The following is a 15,324-nucleotide window of genomic DNA, read 5'->3' on the forward strand; positions in this document are numbered from 1 at the left end:
GAGGGCGGCGGCGCTCCTGCGACGCCGCCCGGGGCGGCTAACCCGGGCGCGACCCCGTAACGAGATAGACGACATCCCCGGCCACGCGGACGGCGTGGTCCGCGTAGCGCTCGTAATAGCGCCCGATCAGCGTGATGTCGATCGCCGGCTCGACCCCGTGCGGCCAGTCCTTGGCCAGGATGTTCCTGAACAACCGCCGGTGCAGCCGGTCCATCGCGTCGTCGTCCTGCTCCAGCTCCAGCGCCGACTCCACGTCCCTGGACGCCACGCAGCTGCCGGCCTTGGTGACGAGGTTCTCCGCGATCTGCCCCATCTCCACGATCGTCGAGCGGGTCTCCGCGGGGATCGCCGAGTCGGGGTGGCGCAGGCGGGCGACCTTGGCGACGTGGACGGCGAGGTCGCCCATCCGCTCCAGGTCGGTGCCCATGCGCAGCGCCGTGATGACCATCCGCAGGTCCACCGCGACCGGCTGCTGCCTGGCCATCAGCTCGAAGATCGACGCCTCGATGTCGGCGAACGTCGCGTTCACTTCCTCGTCGCGGGAGATCACGCTCTCGGCGAGTGCGAGGTCGGCGTCGAGCAGCGCCGTGGTGGCGCGGGAGATGGCCGAGCGGACGAGCCTGGTCATCTCGACCAGCTTGTCGGTCAGCGAATCAAGTTCTTCGTGGTACGCGTCGCGCATGCCGTCACCGTACGGGGCCGACGATGAACGAACTCCAACGCTCAGATGAACTTTCCAGGAAAGGCATGTTCATCCCCTGATGAGGGGGTCTGTCCTGCAGAAAAGGCGACCTACCATCGGAGACATGAGTGAGATGGCCATGAGCTTCGCGGCCCTGGCCGGGTTCGTCGTGGGCGCCCTGGCGGTCCTGTTCTACCGCAACCAGATCGAGGCCCCGAGCCGCACGGCCGCGAACGACGGCGTGGAGACGGGTGCGGCGCTGCCGCAGGGGGTGGCCTCCGTGCTCGCCGTCCTGCCGTCCTCCGCCGTGGTGCTCGACGCGCACGACCGCGTGCTGCGCGCCAGCTCGGCGGCGCGGGCGTTCGGGCTGGTCAAGGGCGAGCGGCTGATGGCCGCCGAGCTGCTCGCGCTGGCCAGGCAGGTCCGCCGCGACGGCGAGATCCGCGAGAGCGAGATCGACGTCGCGGGGCACAAGTTCGGCCAGGAGACCACGAGCTTCGCCGTCCGCGTGGCGCCGCTCGGCTCCCACGGCCAGGTGCTGGTGCTGGCCGAGGACCAGACGGAGCGGCGCAGGGTCGAGGCCGTGCGCCGCGACTTCGTCGCCAACGTCAGCCACGAGCTGAAGACCCCGGTGGGAGCGCTGAGCCTGCTCGCCGAGACCATCCAGGACGCGGCCGAAGACCCCGAGGCGGTCACCCGCTTCGCCGGCCGCATGCAGCTGGAGGCCGCCCGGCTCAACTACCTCGTCCAGGACCTGATCACGCTCAGCCGGATCCAGGGCGCCGAACCCATCCCCACCCCCGGCCAGGTCTCGATCGACGAGGCCGTCAACGACGCCGTCGACCACTGCAACACCAGGGCCGCGGCCAAGGACATCGCGCTCGTCACCGGCGGCACCTCGGGCCTGCGCATCTGGGGCGACGACGACCTGCTCGTCACCGCGCTGCGCAACCTGATCGACAACGCCGTCGGCTACAGTCCCGAGCACACGAGGGTCGTCGTCAGCGTGCGGCCCGCGGGCGACTCCGTCGAGATCAGCGTGAGCGACCAGGGCATCGGCATCCCGGAGGAGGCCCTGGAGCGCATCTTCGAGCGGTTCTTCCGCGTCGACGCGGCCAGATCGCGCGCGACCGGCGGCACCGGCCTCGGCCTCGCCATCGTCAAACACGTCGCCGCCGCGCACGCGGGCGAGGTGACCGTCTGGAGCAAGGAAGGGTCCGGCTCCACCTTCACGCTCCGCCTGCCCGCCTTCGGCGGCACGGCGGTGGCAGTACCACCCTCGATTCCCCTGGAGGCCGCCAAATGACTCGAGTGCTCGTCGTGGAGGACGAGGAGTCCTTCTCCGACGCCCTGTCCTACATGCTTCGCAAGGAGGGCTTCGAGGTGTCGGTCGCGGCGACCGGGCCCGAGGCGCTCGACACCTTCGACCGCAACGGCGCCGACCTGGTGCTGCTCGACCTGATGCTGCCCGGCCTGCCCGGCACGGAGGTGTGCCGCTCGCTCCGCCAGCGTTCCAAGGTGCCGGTGATCATGCTGACCGCCAAGGACAGCGAGATCGACAAGGTCGTCGGCCTCGAACTGGGCGCCGACGACTACGTCACCAAGCCGTTCTCCTCCCGCGAGCTCGTGGCCCGCATCCGCGCGGTCCTGCGCCGCCAGGGAGACGTCATCGAGGAGCTGGAGACGGCCGTGCTGGCCGTCGGACCCGTACGCATGGACGTCGACCGCCACGTCGTCGCCGTGCGCGGTGAGCAGGTGCAGCTGCCGCTGAAGGAGTTCGAGCTGCTGGAGGTGCTGCTGCGCAACGCGGGGCGCGTCCTGACCAGGGGCCAGCTCATCGACCGGGTCTGGGGCGCCGACTACGTGGGCGACACCAAGACCCTCGACGTCCACGTCAAGCGCCTGCGCGCCAAGATCGAATCCGACCCGTCCAACCCGCGCTGCATCCTGACCGTGCGCGGCCTTGGCTACAAGTTCGACGCCGTCGAAAGCTGAAAACCCCTGTTCCGGTACGTCTCGCGTACCGGAACAGGGGTTTTCGCGTGTCTAGTGCCCCTCCTCCGCGGTCGCGGAGGGCGTCGGGGTGGGCGTGGGCGCGGGGGTGGCGTTGGGAGCCGGCGGGTAGTCCTGGAACTCGCGGCTGCGCGTGACCACAGGCACGTTCATGGACACGACGCCGGCCTTGGCGAACTGGAGGTCCAGCTTGATGCTCTCGCCGCCTCTGAGGCTCTTGGGGATCGATTCGAGCATGATCTGCGGGGTGGGCTTGCCGGTGTTGACGAGTTGGCCGACGGGAAGCTGGATCGGGGCCGTGACCTTGACCTCGCCCATGCCCCCTGCGGAGACCTTCTCCAGGGTGTCAGGTGCGTCCGACTTGTTGAGGATGTTGAGGTAGAGGGGGGCGGAGCCGCGCCAGGCGAGCTGCGCCCCGGGGTCGGGGCCGAGGATGAACGCCTGCGGGATGTGAATGCCGCGCGTGCCGTATGCACCCTTTTCGATCAACACTTGCGCCTCGTTGGGGGCGTACGGCTGGTTGGTGGTGGCGTCGAATCCTGCCCCGCAGCCCGCGAGCACGGGGGCTGCCAAGAACGCGGCGGCTACGACAATCCAGCGACTGCTGGTCACGGGCGGGTTCTCCTTGGTCTTGCGCATGCGTGTGTGAGGCTCACCCGCATGTCTCGCGCATGCGCATGAGCCGCGCCCACCTTATCGACCTGAATGCATGGTCATATCCGCACCCCCGCAGGTCATTCGCTATGTCCGCAAATGAGATTCATACAGTTGAGCACTTGTCAAGCCCCAATATGCGGCTTTGACCTGCAGTTATGAGGATTTCACTGTTCCGGGAGGCTGTGGATGCGTGGTACCCTGGAGTACAGCGGAAGGGGTACTTGTCACATGACTTTCCAGGTCGGCGACACTGTCGTCTACCCCCACCATGGGGCTGCTCGGATCGAAGCAATCACGACGCGATCCATCAAGGGTGAGGAAAAGACCTACCTGGTGCTCAAGGTCGACAAGGGCGACCTTACCGTCCAGGTGCCAGCAGAAAACGCAGAACTCGTCGGCGTGCGCGATGTTGTCGGCCAGGAAGGCCTTGAGCGAGTTTTCGACGTCCTTCGGATGCCGCACACCGAAGAGCCGACCAACTGGTCTCGTCGCTACAAGGCCAATCTCGAGAAGCTCGCCTCCGGCGATGTGAACAAGGTCGCCGAGGTGGTTCGGGACCTGTGGCGGAGAGACCGCGAGCGCGGGCTGTCCGCGGGCGAGAAGCGCATGCTCGCCAAGGCGCGTCAGATCCTGGTCAGCGAGTTGGCCCTGGCCGAGAAGACCAATGAGGACAAGGCTGAGGCCCTTCTCGACGAGGTTCTCAACTCCTGATTACGAATCTTCCACGGGTGGGCGTCGGAGTCGACGTCCACCCGTTCGCTTCCGGGCGCGAGCTCGCCCTCGCCGGCCTGCACTGGCCGGGCGAGACCGGGCTCGACGGCCACTCCGACGGTGACGCCGCCGCACACGCGGCCTGCGACGCGCTGCTGTCCGCCGCCGGTCTCGGCGATCTGGGCAGGCTGTTCGGCACGTCCGACCCGCGATGGGCCGGAGCGTCGGGCGCCGCGCTGCTCGAGGAGACCGCGCGGCAGGTGCGCGCCGCCGGCTACGAGATCGGCAACGTCGCCATCCAGGTGATCGGCAACCGGCCGAAGCTCGCGCCGCGCCGCGCCGAGGCCGAGAAGGCGCTCGGCGCCGCGGTCGGCGCGCCGGTGAGCGTGAGCGCCACCACCACTGACGGGCTTGGGCTGACCGGCCGCGGCGAGGGCATCGCCGCGTTCGCCACCGCGCTGGTGGTCAACCTTTCCTGAACGCCGGGCGTCTTACGCAGGGACGCGTGAGGGTGTCCCGGCGGGTCGTCGCCAAGCCCGCCGAAGTCCGAAGGCGGCGGTTCGTCACTGGCGCGGTACGGACCGCCGCCTTCCTTTTTTGGGTAGTTTGCCTGTTCAACGGGTAGGTCTGTCCGGAGACATGTGAACGTCTCGGGGGGAGCTACACATGATCGGCGCGATAGTTTCGGCAGTAGTCATCGGCGCCATAATCGGGGCGCTCGGCAGGCTGCTGGTACCCGGCAAGCAGAAGATGTCCATCGGCCTGACTCTCATCGTCGGCATCGTGGCCGCCCTGATCGGCACGCTGATCGCGCAGGCGTTCGGCTGGGCCGACACGAAGGGCATCGACTGGATCGAGCACATCCTCCAGCTCGTGCTGGCGGTCGCGGGCGTGCTCCTCGTGACGCGCATGGGGATCGGGCGCTCCGGCCGTACCGGAAGAACCTAGGCCTGACCTGCTCGTTCGTCATATCTGCGCATAATCGCGGTAGATCGGGTAGCGAGCACCCCGTGGGAGTGAACCGATCACCCTCACGGGGAGGTTTGTGTCATGACAATCCAGTCCATCCTCGGCGCCATCCTGATCGGTGCCGTGATTGGCGCAATCGGCCGCCTGCTGCTTCCCGGCAGGCAGGCCATCGGCTGGATCCTCACCATCGTCGTCGGCATCGTGGCGGCTCTCCTGGGCACGCTGCTCGCGCAGGTGCTCGGCGTGGAGACGACATCTGGCATCGACTGGATCGAACTGGTGATGCAGGTCGTGCTCGCGGTCGTCGGCGTCGGCCTCGTCGCGGGGCTGCGCCGCGGCTCGAAGGTCTAGGCTCGCGGCACTGCGCCGCGGCTCGAAGATTCCAGGCGGATTCGGGTAGGCCCGCCCGGGAAGGCTCCCGGGCGGGCCTTTCCTGGTGTCAGTCCTCCGGCGGGCGCGGGGTGCTGCGCAGCCGCTCCGAGGGCGCCGGGGTCTCGTCGTGGACCACGGGGTGCGGGGCGGTGTCCTCGTCCTCCCGCCCGGCCTCGTGGCGGTCGGCGGCCTCGGGACCATGGGCGGGGTCGGGCCCGTCGTCGGCGACGACGGGATGCGGCTGCGTGTCGGCGTCCTTGTCGTCGTCGGAGCGCGGGTGGACGAGGACGTCCCCCGGCTTGACCCGATCGCCCCACCGCACGGGCCGAGTCGGCGGCTCAGGCTCCCGCACGGGCCCTTGTTCCGGCTCCCGCCGGGGCTCCGGCTCCGGGCTGGGCTCCGACTGCCGGCTGGGCTCCGACTGCCGGCTGGGCTCCGACTGCCGACTGGGCTCTGGATCCGGCTGGCCGTCCGGCTCGGACTGTGGTTGCGGCTGCGGATCTAAGTCCACGGGGCGGAGCTCGGGCGCTCTTCTCTCTTCCTCCTCCTGCACGGGCCACTCGGACACCTGCGCCGAGACCGGCGAAGGGGCGGGCTCATCATGCGAAGCCGTCCTCGGGGCGGGCTCGGCGCGCGTCTCGAGGGCCGGCGCGGGCTCGGAGAGAGACGGCCTCTCGGGGGCGGCCGCGGGACCCGCGACCGGCGACGGCGCGGTCGTCTCCGTGTCCGGCCCCGGCCGGCCGAACGGCACGATGTCCTGCTCCGCGGCAGGCTCGGTGTCGGCGCCGCCCGCTGATTCGCGGCGGGCGTGCACGTGCTTGATCAGCAGCAGCCAGAGCCACAGGGCCAGCGCCAGCATGACCCAGGGCGCGAGGGCCACGCCGATGGCCGTCTGCCGCACGTCGAACCCGAACCGCACCGCCGTCGCCACGTTCACCGCCGCGGCCGCCACGATGAGCAGGACCAGCACGAACGCCGCCTGCACGCGTACGAGCAGCTTGGCGGAGCGCAGCAGCAGCACGCTGATCAGCGCGACCGCCAGGAGCGCGTCGAAGGCCGCGGGATAGAGGTAGGCGAGGTCGGTGGCGGCCTCGCCGGTGACGGCCAGCGCGCGCAGGTCGTCGAAGGAGAGCGCGCACGCGGCACCCGTGAGGGCGGCGACGGCGAGTCCGGCAAGGGCGATGCCCAGGCGGCGGAGCGCAGAAGGGGGAGTCACGTCCATGGCGGTTGTGAGCCTACAGAAGAATGGAGGGCCAGACCGATCTAGGAGGACACATGGCCGTGCTGTCAGAAGATGCCCGCAAGCTCCTGGAAGCGCCGAATTTCGCCACTATCACCTCTGTCAATCCGGACGGCGGCCCTCATTCGAGCGTGGTCTGGATCCGTACGGACGGCGACGACGTGATCTTCTCGACCGTGAAGGGGCGCGTGAAGCCGCGCAACTTCGAGCGCGACCCGAGGGCGAGCCTGCTGGTCATCGATCCGGACGATCCCTACCGCTACGTCGAGGTGCGCGGGCGGGTGTCCATGACGTCCGACCCGGAGGGCTCGCTCATCGAGGAGCTGTCGCAGAAGTACCGGGGGCAGCCCTGGGAGGACAAACCGGGCACCGAGCGACTCATCGTGAGGATCTCTCCGGACAAGGTCACGTTGCGCGGCTGATTTAACGGTCAGGAGGCGGCTCTGAGGCGTTAGCCTTTCATTTGTGAGCCTGCACATCTACGACACCAGCACACGCGCCATCCGCGAATTCGTTCCGGTCGAAGCCGGTCGGGCGTCGATTTACCTGTGTGGGGCTACCGTGCAGGCTCCTCCGCATATCGGGCATATCCGCTCGGGCGTGAACTTCGACGTGCTCCGCCGCTGGCTTGCCCGTTCCGGATATGACGTGACGTTCTGCCGCAACGTCACCGACATCGACGACAAGATCATCAGAGTGTCGGCCGAGGAGGGCGTGCCCTGGTTCGTCGTGGCCGAGCGCAACCAGCGCGCCTTCACCTGGGCGTACGACACCCTGGGCTGCCTCCCGCCGACCGTCGAGCCCCGCGCCACCGGGCACGTCCCCGAGATGATCACGCTCATGCAGCGGCTGATCGAGCGCGGCCACGCCTACGCCTCCGAGGGCGACGTCTACTTCGACGTGCAGTCCTATGCCGACCGCTACGGCTCCCTCTCCAACCAGAAGGTGGAGAACATGCGGCCCGCGGCCGACACCGACGACGAGTCCTGCAAGCGCGATCCCCGCGACTTCGCCCTGTGGAAGGGCGAGAAGCCCGGCGAGCCGACCTGGCCGACCCCCTGGGGGCCGGGCCGGCCCGGCTGGCACCTTGAGTGCTCGGCCATGGCGACGAAATACCTCGGGCCGGCGTTCGACATCCACGGGGGCGGGATCGACCTGATCTTCCCGCACCACGAGAACGAGATCGCCCAGTCGCAGGCGGCGGGTGACGGGTTCGCCCGCTACTGGATGCACAACGGCATGCTCAAGATCGGCGCGGAGAAGATGAGCAAGTCGCTCGGCAACTCCCTGCTGATCCCCGAGATGGTGCAGAAGGTGCGGCCCGTGGAGCTGCGCTACTACCTGGCGGCCCCGCACTACCGATCCTCGATCGACTACTCCGAGGAGGCGCTGCAGGAGGCCGCCGCGGCCTACCAGCGCATCGAGGGCTTCGTCACGCGCGCCGCCGAGGTCATCCACGACGTCGACGCCCACGCGCCGCTGCCGCAGGCGTTCGCCGACGCGCTCGACGACGACCTGGGCACCCCGCAGGCGCTCGCGGTCGTGCACGAGGTGGTGCGCGAGGGCAACGTGGCGCTGTCGCGGGGCGACAAGGAAGCCGTGGCCCGGCTGCTCGCCGAGACCCAGAACATGCTCGACGTGCTCGGCCTCGACCCGCGCTCGCCGCAGTGGCGAGACACCGGGTCCGACCTGTCGCCGGTGGTCGACGCGCTCGTGGCGGTCGCGCTGGAGCAGCGCCGTGCGGCGCGGGAGCGTAAGGACTACGCGGCCGCCGACGCGATCAGAGACCAGCTGAGCGCCGCCGGCATCACGGTGGAGGACACCCCGCACGGGCCGCGCTGGGAGCTGAGCCGCTAGAGGGGGCGGGCGCCCTGGTTGCCCGCCTCTTCACGGTGAACGAGTTGCCCCGCGCCCCGAGTACCCTTGATGCCATGGCAGCAGGCGGCAGGGGCTCGGGCAGGCCCGCGAAGAAGAAGGGCCCGTCCAAAGGCACCGGAGGGCAGGGCCGCCGGTCGCTCGAGGGCAGGGGCGCGACCCCACCCGCGGAGATGCGGCACTGGTACAAAGACAAGGCCCGTGCCGAGCGCGTCGCCCGCGAAGAGCGCGGCGGCAGTCGCCGCGCCGCTCCCACCAGGTCCAGGCGTTCGGAAGACGCCCCCGAATACATCGGCGGGCGCAATCCGGTGCTCGAAGCCCTGCAGGCCGACGTGCCCGCCAACGCCCTCTACGTGGCCCAGCGCATCGACAACGACGACCGCGTACGCGACTCCATCAAGATCGCGGCAGAGCGCGGCATCGCACTGCTCGAAGTCACCCGCGACAAGCTCGACCGCCTGACGGAAGGCGCCGTCCACCAGGGCATCGCGCTCCAGATCCCCGCCTACGACTACGCGCACCCGTCAGAGCTGGTGGACCTCGCCCACGACGCCGGCGACCCCCCACTGATCGTCGCCCTCGACTCGGTCACCGACCCGCGCAACCTCGGCGCCATCGCCCGCTCCGCCACCGCCTTCGGCGCCCACGGCCTGCTCATCCCCTCACGCCGTTCGGCCGGCGTCACGGGAGGCGCCTGGAAGACGTCCGCGGGAACACTCGCCACCCTGCGCGTCGCCCGTGCCGCCAACCTGACGGCCGCCCTGCGCGACTACCGCGACGCGGGCCTGTTCGTGGTCGGCCTCGACGGGGCCGGCGAGACCGACATCGGCGAGGCCCAACTGCTGACCGAGCCGCTCGTGGTGGTCGTGGGCTCCGAGGGCAAGGGGCTCTCACGGCTGGTGCGCGAGCAGTGCGACGTGGTGACCCGCATCCCGATGCACGCATCCGCCGAGTCACTCAACGCGGGGGTGGCGGCTGGCGTGGCACTGTACGAAGTCGCTCGTCACAGGCGTCGCTAGCGTCTACACTGATAGGCCGCGCCGACGTAGCTCAATCGGCAGAGCATCTGTCTTGTAAACAGAAGGTCAGGGGTTCGATTCCCCTCGTCGGCTCTGCACCAGGAAGTCCCTGAATTGGCGTTATGCCGTCAGGGGCTTTCTGCTTGTCAGGACAACGTGAGATCTTGCTAACATCCTCGCACCGCCGGGTCAATCGGCCCGTATCTGGTTGGCGTCCTCGTGCGGGCATGATTGCGACGAACAGATCGTGAACACGACAAGAGCCAACGTGAGTCCGATAGACGATCGGCAAGGCGAACGCAGTTGATCAGCTCTACGTCCGTCTCTTGCAGTCGCTTTCTGACCTTGGCCAGCACCGGGCTAAATTGGTCGGATGGGGACCTATGAGGATCTACCGGCGGAGCTGGTGACCGAGCGGCTGCGGTTGCGGCGGTGGGTGCCGTCGGATGCCGAGGAGTACCGCGGGTTATGGCTTGAGCGGGATGCACGAGTGCCGCCGGCGCGGCGGATCGATGCCGAGGGATGCCCGACGGTCGAGGACATCCGCGACTGGCTCCGCAACAATCCGTTGGCGGCGGATCCGGGGCTCGGGTTGCTGCCGATCGAGCTGCGAGACACCGGTGAGTTCATTGGCTACTGCGGATTGACTGTCGGTCAGGGATCTATCGACGAACCTGAGATCGCGTACGAGCTGGCACAACGAGCTCACGGTCATGGTTACGCGACAGAAGCCGCCCGTGCGGTCATGGAAGCCGCGGCTCGAACAGGACGTCGCCGACTCTGGGCGACCGTGTGGGAGTGGAACGTACCCTCGTTCCGCGTCCTCGAGAAGCTCGGGTTCCACCGAAGCGACCGCATCACCGAGGACGCCGAACGCGGCAACACGATCTGGATGACGCGCGTACTCCGCTCCTCGCGCCGATTGACCGAGGGCCGTCCCGGTGACTGAAGCGGCGGGCGACCAGCCAGAATCGCCGCACGCGCCCTTCCTTGCGCCACAACATCCTCCTCGACGATCGAGGCGTTGCGACGACCAGTTGAATCCGCCCAATACGCCTCAATCGCCTTCGGCCGGCGCTGCGAGCAGGCAGGCGTCCGCCCGTCGACGGGCCGTACTGGGACCTGCTTCGACAATGCCATCACCGAGAGCTTCTTCGCCTCGCTGGAGTGCGAGCTGATCGATCGGCGCACCTTCCACACCAGGTCAGAGGCCCAGCGTGCGCTGTTCAGCTACATCGAGGGCTTCTATAACCCGCGCCGCCGCCATTCTGCCAACGGCCAGCTCAGCCCTGCCGAATACGAACGTCGCCACAGGCACAAGAACGCCCAAGACCTCGACTATGCTGCCGCGTAGTCGCAAGCCCTGATGTGTCTACCGAACCGGGGCAACTCCACCCAAGCCGAATTCGCCTGTACGGCGTGCGGGCATGCCGCGCACGCTGACGTGAATGCGGCGGTCAACATCTTGAGGGCAGGGCTTGCCCTTCGCCAGGCTGCGGAAGCGGCTTAGCGAGAAGCCACTCCCTTCAGGGAACGGAGGAGTCACGAACGAGTACTATCGGGCCGCGGATCGGGGTGCCGCGTTAGCGGATCCGGAGCGGCCGCGGGTCATCGACAAGCCCGGCGTCGTGCCCGCGTTCGACGCCGTAGATGCAGGAAAGATTGACCCGGAGAACGAGTTCTGCCAATTGGTTGCCCTCGTTCTCGGCGAGCCGTACTCGGTTGATCTCCTCGGCCTCACCTATCTGCATCCGCCGCCCGAAGGAGCACCACAGAGCCTGGAGGAGGCGGAGGCTCTCCCGGAAGGGTCGCCTTACCTTGAAGGACCCGGCATCGCGGAGTTCGCGGTGCGTGTTCGTGACGCTTTGGCCGACGTCGAGAACGACCGTCTACAGGTGCTGGCGGCTCGCTGGTCGGAGATCGAAGACTTCGAGTTCTACAGTGATACGGGTCCGCATGACTTGTTGCCCCTGATTGAGGAGTTCGTGGGGCTTGCGCGACGGGCGAAGGAGCATGATCAGCAGCTCTACTGCTGGATGGGCGGCTGGTAGGGCAGCGCCTGTCATGACCAACCCTTCTGCGGCTGCTCAGTGATCGATGCCGGCTGGTCGTGAACCAGCTCAAAGGCGTGACCGGGCGCCAGAGTTAGGATCGCGCGGTGAACATGACACCTGATCTTTCTGGTGTGCCTCGCCGGCGTGCTCTCATCAGTGAGGGCGGGAGGAGGGTGCCGTTTCGGCGCTGCTTCTGGATGGTCTCTGTGGTTGTCAGCCCGTACGCGTGCCGCACGAACCACCGGTGTCCGTCCGCGGCCTGAGCGGGTGGCTTCGTCGGAGGGCGTGGGCTATCTCGTCGACGAGGGCGGGCTTTCGGGGCAGGGCGCCGTTTGCCGCGTTCTCCCGGAAGGCATCCAGTGCGAGGGCGGCGAAGCGGCGGGCGGCGACCGTCCGGGTGGCGGGGCGGGTCGATGACAGCCCGCGGCCGGCCAGCAGGATGAGCACGAGATCGTCGGTGGCGAAGTCGTGCCGCAGTCGCCCGGCTCGCTTGGCCCGGGAGGCGAGGGTTCGGAGCCGGCGGAGAAGTGCTGTGCGGTGTTCCGCGAACGCGGATGCCTGAGGGTTGGCCGACATGAAGGCGTCGACGAACCCCCTGTTCTGCACGTTGAGCACGCTCAGGCCTTCGACGACGGACGAGAAGCCGCGCCAGGGGTCTGGGTCGGCGCAACCGTCCTCGACGATCTGGCGGCATGCACGCAGTTCGTCCGCGAACGCGTCGTCGATGAGGGCCTGCTTGGTCGGGAACCGTCGGTAGAGGGTTGCGGGACCCACTTCGGCGCAGCGCGCTATCTCTCGCATCGGGACCTCCAGGCCGCGCTCGGAGAACAGAGTGCGGGCGGTGTCCAGGATCCTGTCGCGGTTCTCCTGCGCATCCGCGCGAAGGTTGTGAGTCACTTCTTCCGTCATCGTTCTCACTTCCGCTAAGTGGACGCATGCGTCCACTACGGTCCGGATCGTAGCTGAACACAGGGAGACGTTGATGCGTGCGGTAGTGATTGAGCGGTTCGGTGACCCGTCCGGGATGGCGGTACGTGAGGTCGCTGATCCGGTCCCAGCCGTCGGCGAGGTCCTGGTCCGGTCTGAGGCGATCGGGGTCGGCGGGGTCGATGCCGTGATCCGGCGCGGAACCCTCGGCGGCTATGGGTTCGCCGAAGGACTGATTCCGGGCAGCGAGGTGGCCGGGGTGGTCACCGCGGTCGGGGACGGCATCGATCCGTCATGGCTCGGGCGGCGCGTGTGGGCGTTCACGGGGACGAGCGGAGGCTACGCCGAACTGGCCACGGCTCACATCGACGCTGTCACCGCCCTCCCCGACGGGCTCTCGCCGGTCGACGCCGTAACGCTCGGCAGCGCGGGCCCCGTCGCGCACTTCGCGCTTGCGCACGCACGTTTCACCGCCGGTGAGTCGGTGCTCGTACGCGGTGCGGGGGGCAGCATCGGCATCGCGACGGTGGAACTCGCCGCCCGCGGTGGTGCGAGCGGCGTCGCGGTCACCACGTCCTCTCCAGAACGCGGGGAACGGCTCCGGGAACTGGGCGCGACGCTTGCGCTCGACCGTGCGGGGCACGGTGGCGACGACGGACCAGGCGCATACGACGTGATCATCGACATCGTCGGCGGGAACGACCTGCCGGCGTTCATCGACCGGCTCGCGCCGAACGGCCGCATGGTCCTCGTGGGCGTCGTCGCGGGCATGCCGCCGGCGGACTTCGGGACGCACCTCATGCGGTCCTTCCAGCAGTCACGCTCGTTCGCGACGTTCAGCCTGGATGCCGTTCCTGTCGCCGTGCGCAACGCCGTTCGTTCCGAGCAATTCGACGCCGCCGTGGAGAGGCGCCTGCACCCTGTCGTACACGAGGTGCTGAAGCTCGATCAGGCTGCCGAGGCGCATCGTCAGATGGACGACGGAACCGTCTTCGGTCGGATCGTCCTCACCCCGTGACCGTGCCGATGGCGACGATTGAGATTCTGTTGGCAGAATGTCTAGCGTTGCTAGAGTCATGTCCATGTCCGTCATCAGAGAGCGTCGAGAACGCGAGCGCGCCCGACGCCATCAGCTGATCATCACGGCAGCCCGCGAACTCGCCGAGGCCGAAGGCTGGGAGGCGGTGACCACGAGAAGGCTCGCTGAGCGTGTCGAGTACAGCCAGCCCGTGCTCTACAGCCACTTCAGCGGCAAGGACGCCATCGTGCGCGCCGTCGCGATCGACGGCTTCGGCGAGCTCGCCGCCCACCTGCGCCGTGCCCGGTCGGCCGGCCCCGAGCCGCGGCAGGCCCTGCACGCCGTCTGCCGCGCCTACCTGGAGTTCGCCACCGAGCGACCCGCCCTCTACCAGGCCATGTTCGTCATGCCGACCGACATGAAGTTCGCGCACGCCGAGACGCCGCCCCCACTGCGCGCCGCCTTCGACGAACTCGTCAGCTGCTTCCGCCCGGACAACGCGCGACGCGAGCTGTTCGCCGAAGTCATCTGGAGCGCGTTGCACGGCATGGCCGCCCTGGCGGACAGCGGCCGTATCCCCTCGGACGGTCAGGAGGAGCGCCTCGACTTCCTGGTCACCCAGCTCGCCGACACCCCGGACTGACCGGCCCGCGCCATGAAGGGCCACCGGAAGGCCGAGGGCCGGCGCCGGGTCCACCCGCCGGCGAGGGTCGCCGGGTCGCGAGGCTCGTGATCTCGGCACGCGAGTCTCCTGTGGCACAGTTTCACTGTGGCGCTCGACGAACTACCGGACTGGCTGCCGGCATGGTGTCTGGCTCATCTCGGAGATCGGCCCGCCGACGTGCTCTTCCGCCAACGGTCCATGTCGACGGTGTTCGGTCTCCGGCTGGCCGGCGGTGACGACGTCGTGGTCAAGCTCCGGCTGGCCGGCGGTGACGACGTCGTGGTCAAGGCCCGTGGAGACGACGGCCGGGCGGTGTCATGCGTGACAGCGCAGGCCCGGCTGGCCGAGAACGGGTTCCCTTGCGCCCGCCCGCTCACGCCGGTCGTCGGCGTCGGTTCCCTGGCCGTGCACGCGGAGGAGTTCCGCCCCGGGGGAGAGGTGCTGCGCGGGGACGCCCCGGACGTCGCCGTGCGCTGCGCGGAGGTCTTCGCCCGGCTGATGACCGCACTGCCGGGCCTCGCCGTCACGCCGCCGCTGCCGAATCCGCGCTGGGTGCGGTGGGACCATGCGGACCCGGGGCTGTGGCCGTCGATCGAGTCGCTCGACGAGAAGGACCAGAGTCTCGTACCCGCCTACGTCATGGAGGTCGCCGACAGGGCCCGGCGGCGCATGCTGGCCGCTGACCTGCCCTGCGTGCTGGGCCACGCCGACTTCGAGGCGCACAACCTCCGGTGGCACGGCCAGGAGGTGTGGACGGTGCACGACTGGGACAGCCTGGCCTGGCAACCGGAAGCCGCCCTGGTGGGAGCCGCGAGTGCCGTGTTCGCCAAGACGGGACCGGCCACCCTGCCGCCGATCGAGAGCACCGAGGCGTTCCTGGCCGCGTATCAGGACATGCGGGCCCGCCTGTTCACCGCCGAAGAGCAGCAGGTCGCGTGGGCGGCCGGCCTCTGGCCGGCGGCCCACGACGTCCGATGGGAAGCACTCCACGGCTACACCGCGGTGTCGGGCAGAGCGCTCTGGACACAAGCAGCCGAACGCCTCCGCCGGGCGAACGCCTGACGGCCGAGCCCGAACCACGTGAACCGTGGCCCGCGGCCTCGCGGGTGGGGGGCAGGATGCC

At 68.8% G+C, this 15,324-nt stretch carries 20 protein-coding genes and 1 tRNA gene; 17 read left to right on the top strand and 4 right to left on the bottom strand.

The window, feature by feature from the left end; genetic code table 11:
• Positions 1–37 precede the first annotated feature (37 nt).
• On the bottom strand, positions 38–682 hold the full coding sequence (gene phoU / locus ACTWPV_RS32040; RefSeq protein ID WP_347780247.1) for a phosphate signaling complex protein PhoU: 645 nt from the start codon (positions 680–682) through the stop codon (positions 38–40).
• Positions 683–815: 133 nt separating this feature from the next.
• Between phoU and ACTWPV_RS32045 the strand changes: the two genes are divergently transcribed.
• On the top strand, positions 816–1,988 hold the full coding sequence (locus ACTWPV_RS32045) for a sensor histidine kinase (RefSeq protein ID WP_347649784.1): 1,173 nt from the start codon (positions 816–818) through the stop codon (positions 1,986–1,988).
• Positions 1,985–2,677 carry a response regulator transcription factor gene (locus ACTWPV_RS32050; protein ID WP_132516891.1) on the top strand — a complete coding sequence of 231 codons (693 nt, stop codon included), beginning with the start codon at positions 1,985–1,987 and terminating at the stop codon, positions 2,675–2,677. Before ACTWPV_RS32045 ends, ACTWPV_RS32050 begins: the two co-directional genes overlap by 4 nt.
• Positions 2,678–2,728: 51 nt before the next feature.
• Here ACTWPV_RS32050 and ACTWPV_RS32055 read toward each other — a convergent pair whose 3' ends face one another.
• Positions 2,729–3,307 (bottom strand): copper chaperone PCu(A)C, encoded by a 579-nt coding sequence (locus ACTWPV_RS32055; RefSeq protein WP_443154643.1) that lies wholly within the window; start codon positions 3,305–3,307, stop codon positions 2,729–2,731.
• 273 nt (positions 3,308–3,580) lie between these two features.
• Here ACTWPV_RS32055 and ACTWPV_RS32060 point away from each other — a divergent pair, with 273 nt between their 5' ends.
• The 4 genes from ACTWPV_RS32060 to ACTWPV_RS32075 all read left to right on the top strand — a co-directional run bounded on the left by ACTWPV_RS32060 (position 3,581) and on the right by ACTWPV_RS32075 (position 5,383).
• A complete protein-coding gene (locus ACTWPV_RS32060) occupies positions 3,581–4,063 on the top strand; it encodes a CarD family transcriptional regulator (RefSeq protein WP_020544658.1) in 483 nt (160 codons plus the stop codon).
• Positions 4,064–4,080: 17 nt separating this feature from the next.
• Positions 4,081–4,542, top strand: a complete 462-nt coding sequence (ispF, locus tag ACTWPV_RS32065; protein ID WP_443154644.1) for a 2-C-methyl-D-erythritol 2,4-cyclodiphosphate synthase — start codon at positions 4,081–4,083, stop codon at positions 4,540–4,542.
• A 187-nt stretch (positions 4,543–4,729) separates the two neighbouring features.
• Positions 4,730–5,011 (top strand): GlsB/YeaQ/YmgE family stress response membrane protein, encoded by a 282-nt coding sequence (locus tag ACTWPV_RS32070; RefSeq protein ID WP_443154645.1) that lies wholly within the window; start codon positions 4,730–4,732, stop codon positions 5,009–5,011.
• A 102-nt stretch (positions 5,012–5,113) separates the two neighbouring features.
• Entirely contained in the window at positions 5,114–5,383 is a 270-nt protein-coding gene (locus tag ACTWPV_RS32075; RefSeq protein ID WP_347649687.1) for a GlsB/YeaQ/YmgE family stress response membrane protein, read from the top strand.
• Positions 5,384–5,471: 88 nt separating this feature from the next.
• Here ACTWPV_RS32075 and ACTWPV_RS32080 read toward each other — a convergent pair whose 3' ends face one another.
• Complete coding sequence (locus tag ACTWPV_RS32080) at positions 5,472–6,626, bottom strand: DUF2637 domain-containing protein (RefSeq protein ID WP_443154646.1); 1,155 nt, start codon at positions 6,624–6,626, stop codon at positions 5,472–5,474.
• A 23-nt stretch (positions 6,627–6,649) separates the two neighbouring features.
• Here ACTWPV_RS32080 and ACTWPV_RS32085 point away from each other — a divergent pair, with 23 nt between their 5' ends.
• From ACTWPV_RS32085 to ACTWPV_RS32120, 8 genes are all read left to right on the top strand, one after another.
• The gene (locus ACTWPV_RS32085; protein ID WP_443154647.1) at positions 6,650–7,066 is read left to right on the top strand and encodes a PPOX class F420-dependent oxidoreductase; all 417 of its coding nucleotides are present in this window, start codon (positions 6,650–6,652) and stop codon (positions 7,064–7,066) included.
• 43 nt (positions 7,067–7,109) lie between these two features.
• Complete coding sequence (gene cysS, locus ACTWPV_RS32090; RefSeq protein ID WP_347649684.1) at positions 7,110–8,501, top strand: cysteine--tRNA ligase; 1,392 nt, start codon at positions 7,110–7,112, stop codon at positions 8,499–8,501.
• Positions 8,502–8,575: 74 nt separating this feature from the next.
• A complete protein-coding gene (gene rlmB, locus ACTWPV_RS32095) occupies positions 8,576–9,538 on the top strand; it encodes a 23S rRNA (guanosine(2251)-2'-O)-methyltransferase RlmB (protein WP_347649683.1) in 963 nt (320 codons plus the stop codon).
• A gap of 20 nt (positions 9,539–9,558) precedes the next feature.
• A tRNA-Thr gene (locus ACTWPV_RS32100) sits at positions 9,559–9,631 on the top strand.
• A 280-nt stretch (positions 9,632–9,911) separates the two neighbouring features.
• Positions 9,912–10,487 carry a GNAT family N-acetyltransferase gene (locus tag ACTWPV_RS32105; RefSeq protein WP_443154648.1) on the top strand — a complete coding sequence of 192 codons (576 nt, stop codon included), beginning with the start codon at positions 9,912–9,914 and terminating at the stop codon, positions 10,485–10,487.
• A gap of 75 nt (positions 10,488–10,562) precedes the next feature.
• On the top strand, positions 10,563–10,892 hold the full coding sequence (locus ACTWPV_RS32110) for an IS3 family transposase (RefSeq protein WP_443154649.1): 330 nt from the start codon (positions 10,563–10,565) through the stop codon (positions 10,890–10,892).
• Positions 10,893–10,904: 12 nt separating this feature from the next.
• Positions 10,905–11,048, top strand: a complete 144-nt coding sequence (locus tag ACTWPV_RS32115; RefSeq protein WP_443154650.1) for a zinc ribbon domain-containing protein — start codon at positions 10,905–10,907, stop codon at positions 11,046–11,048.
• A gap of 118 nt (positions 11,049–11,166) precedes the next feature.
• Positions 11,167–11,589: a hypothetical protein gene (locus ACTWPV_RS32120; RefSeq protein ID WP_443154651.1), complete on the top strand. Its 423-nt coding sequence runs from the start codon at positions 11,167–11,169 to the stop codon at positions 11,587–11,589.
• Between the two features lie 216 nt (positions 11,590–11,805).
• Here ACTWPV_RS32120 and ACTWPV_RS32125 read toward each other — a convergent pair whose 3' ends face one another.
• A complete protein-coding gene (locus ACTWPV_RS32125; protein ID WP_443154652.1) occupies positions 11,806–12,501 on the bottom strand; it encodes a TetR/AcrR family transcriptional regulator in 696 nt (231 codons plus the stop codon).
• Positions 12,502–12,616: 115 nt separating this feature from the next.
• Between ACTWPV_RS32125 and ACTWPV_RS32130 the strand changes: the two genes are divergently transcribed.
• From ACTWPV_RS32130 to ACTWPV_RS32140, 3 genes are all read left to right on the top strand, one after another.
• Positions 12,617–13,537, top strand: coding sequence for a zinc-binding dehydrogenase (locus tag ACTWPV_RS32130; RefSeq protein WP_443154721.1), 921 nt, complete (start codon positions 12,617–12,619; stop codon positions 13,535–13,537).
• Positions 13,538–13,601: 64 nt separating this feature from the next.
• The gene (locus ACTWPV_RS32135; RefSeq protein WP_443154653.1) at positions 13,602–14,180 is read left to right on the top strand and encodes a TetR/AcrR family transcriptional regulator; all 579 of its coding nucleotides are present in this window, start codon (positions 13,602–13,604) and stop codon (positions 14,178–14,180) included.
• A 126-nt stretch (positions 14,181–14,306) separates the two neighbouring features.
• Positions 14,307–15,263 carry a hypothetical protein gene (locus ACTWPV_RS32140; protein ID WP_443154654.1) on the top strand — a complete coding sequence of 319 codons (957 nt, stop codon included), beginning with the start codon at positions 14,307–14,309 and terminating at the stop codon, positions 15,261–15,263.
• Positions 15,264–15,324: the final 61 nt, after the last annotated feature.

Source organism: Nonomuraea sp. KM88 (assembly GCF_052245635.1).
Classification (GTDB): domain Bacteria; phylum Actinomycetota; class Actinomycetes; order Streptosporangiales; family Streptosporangiaceae; genus Nonomuraea.

Excerpts from the sequence above, each read along its gene's own strand:
- phoU (WP_347780247.1), bottom strand. The coding sequence starts at position 682 with ATGCGCGACGCGTACCACGAAGAACTTGATTCGCTGACCGACAAGCTG.
- ACTWPV_RS32045 (WP_347649784.1), top strand. The coding sequence starts at position 816 with ATGGCCATGAGCTTCGCGGCCCTGGCCGGGTTCGTCGTGGGCGCCCTG.
- ACTWPV_RS32050 (WP_132516891.1), top strand. The coding sequence starts at position 1,985 with ATGACTCGAGTGCTCGTCGTGGAGGACGAGGAGTCCTTCTCCGACGCC.
- ACTWPV_RS32060 (WP_020544658.1), top strand. The coding sequence starts at position 3,581 with ATGACTTTCCAGGTCGGCGACACTGTCGTCTACCCCCACCATGGGGCT.
- ACTWPV_RS32070 (WP_443154645.1), top strand. The coding sequence starts at position 4,730 with ATGATCGGCGCGATAGTTTCGGCAGTAGTCATCGGCGCCATAATCGGG.
- ACTWPV_RS32075 (WP_347649687.1), top strand. The coding sequence starts at position 5,114 with ATGACAATCCAGTCCATCCTCGGCGCCATCCTGATCGGTGCCGTGATT.
- ACTWPV_RS32080 (WP_443154646.1), bottom strand. The coding sequence starts at position 6,626 with ATGGACGTGACTCCCCCTTCTGCGCTCCGCCGCCTGGGCATCGCCCTT.
- ACTWPV_RS32085 (WP_443154647.1), top strand. The coding sequence starts at position 6,650 with ATGGAGGGCCAGACCGATCTAGGAGGACACATGGCCGTGCTGTCAGAA.
- rlmB (WP_347649683.1), top strand. The coding sequence starts at position 8,576 with ATGGCAGCAGGCGGCAGGGGCTCGGGCAGGCCCGCGAAGAAGAAGGGC.
- ACTWPV_RS32105 (WP_443154648.1), top strand. The coding sequence starts at position 9,912 with ATGGGGACCTATGAGGATCTACCGGCGGAGCTGGTGACCGAGCGGCTG.
- ACTWPV_RS32115 (WP_443154650.1), top strand. The coding sequence starts at position 10,905 with ATGTGTCTACCGAACCGGGGCAACTCCACCCAAGCCGAATTCGCCTGT.
- ACTWPV_RS32125 (WP_443154652.1), bottom strand. The coding sequence starts at position 12,501 with ATGACGGAAGAAGTGACTCACAACCTTCGCGCGGATGCGCAGGAGAAC.
- ACTWPV_RS32130 (WP_443154721.1), top strand. The coding sequence starts at position 12,617 with ATGGCGGTACGTGAGGTCGCTGATCCGGTCCCAGCCGTCGGCGAGGTC.
- ACTWPV_RS32135 (WP_443154653.1), top strand. The coding sequence starts at position 13,602 with ATGTCCGTCATCAGAGAGCGTCGAGAACGCGAGCGCGCCCGACGCCAT.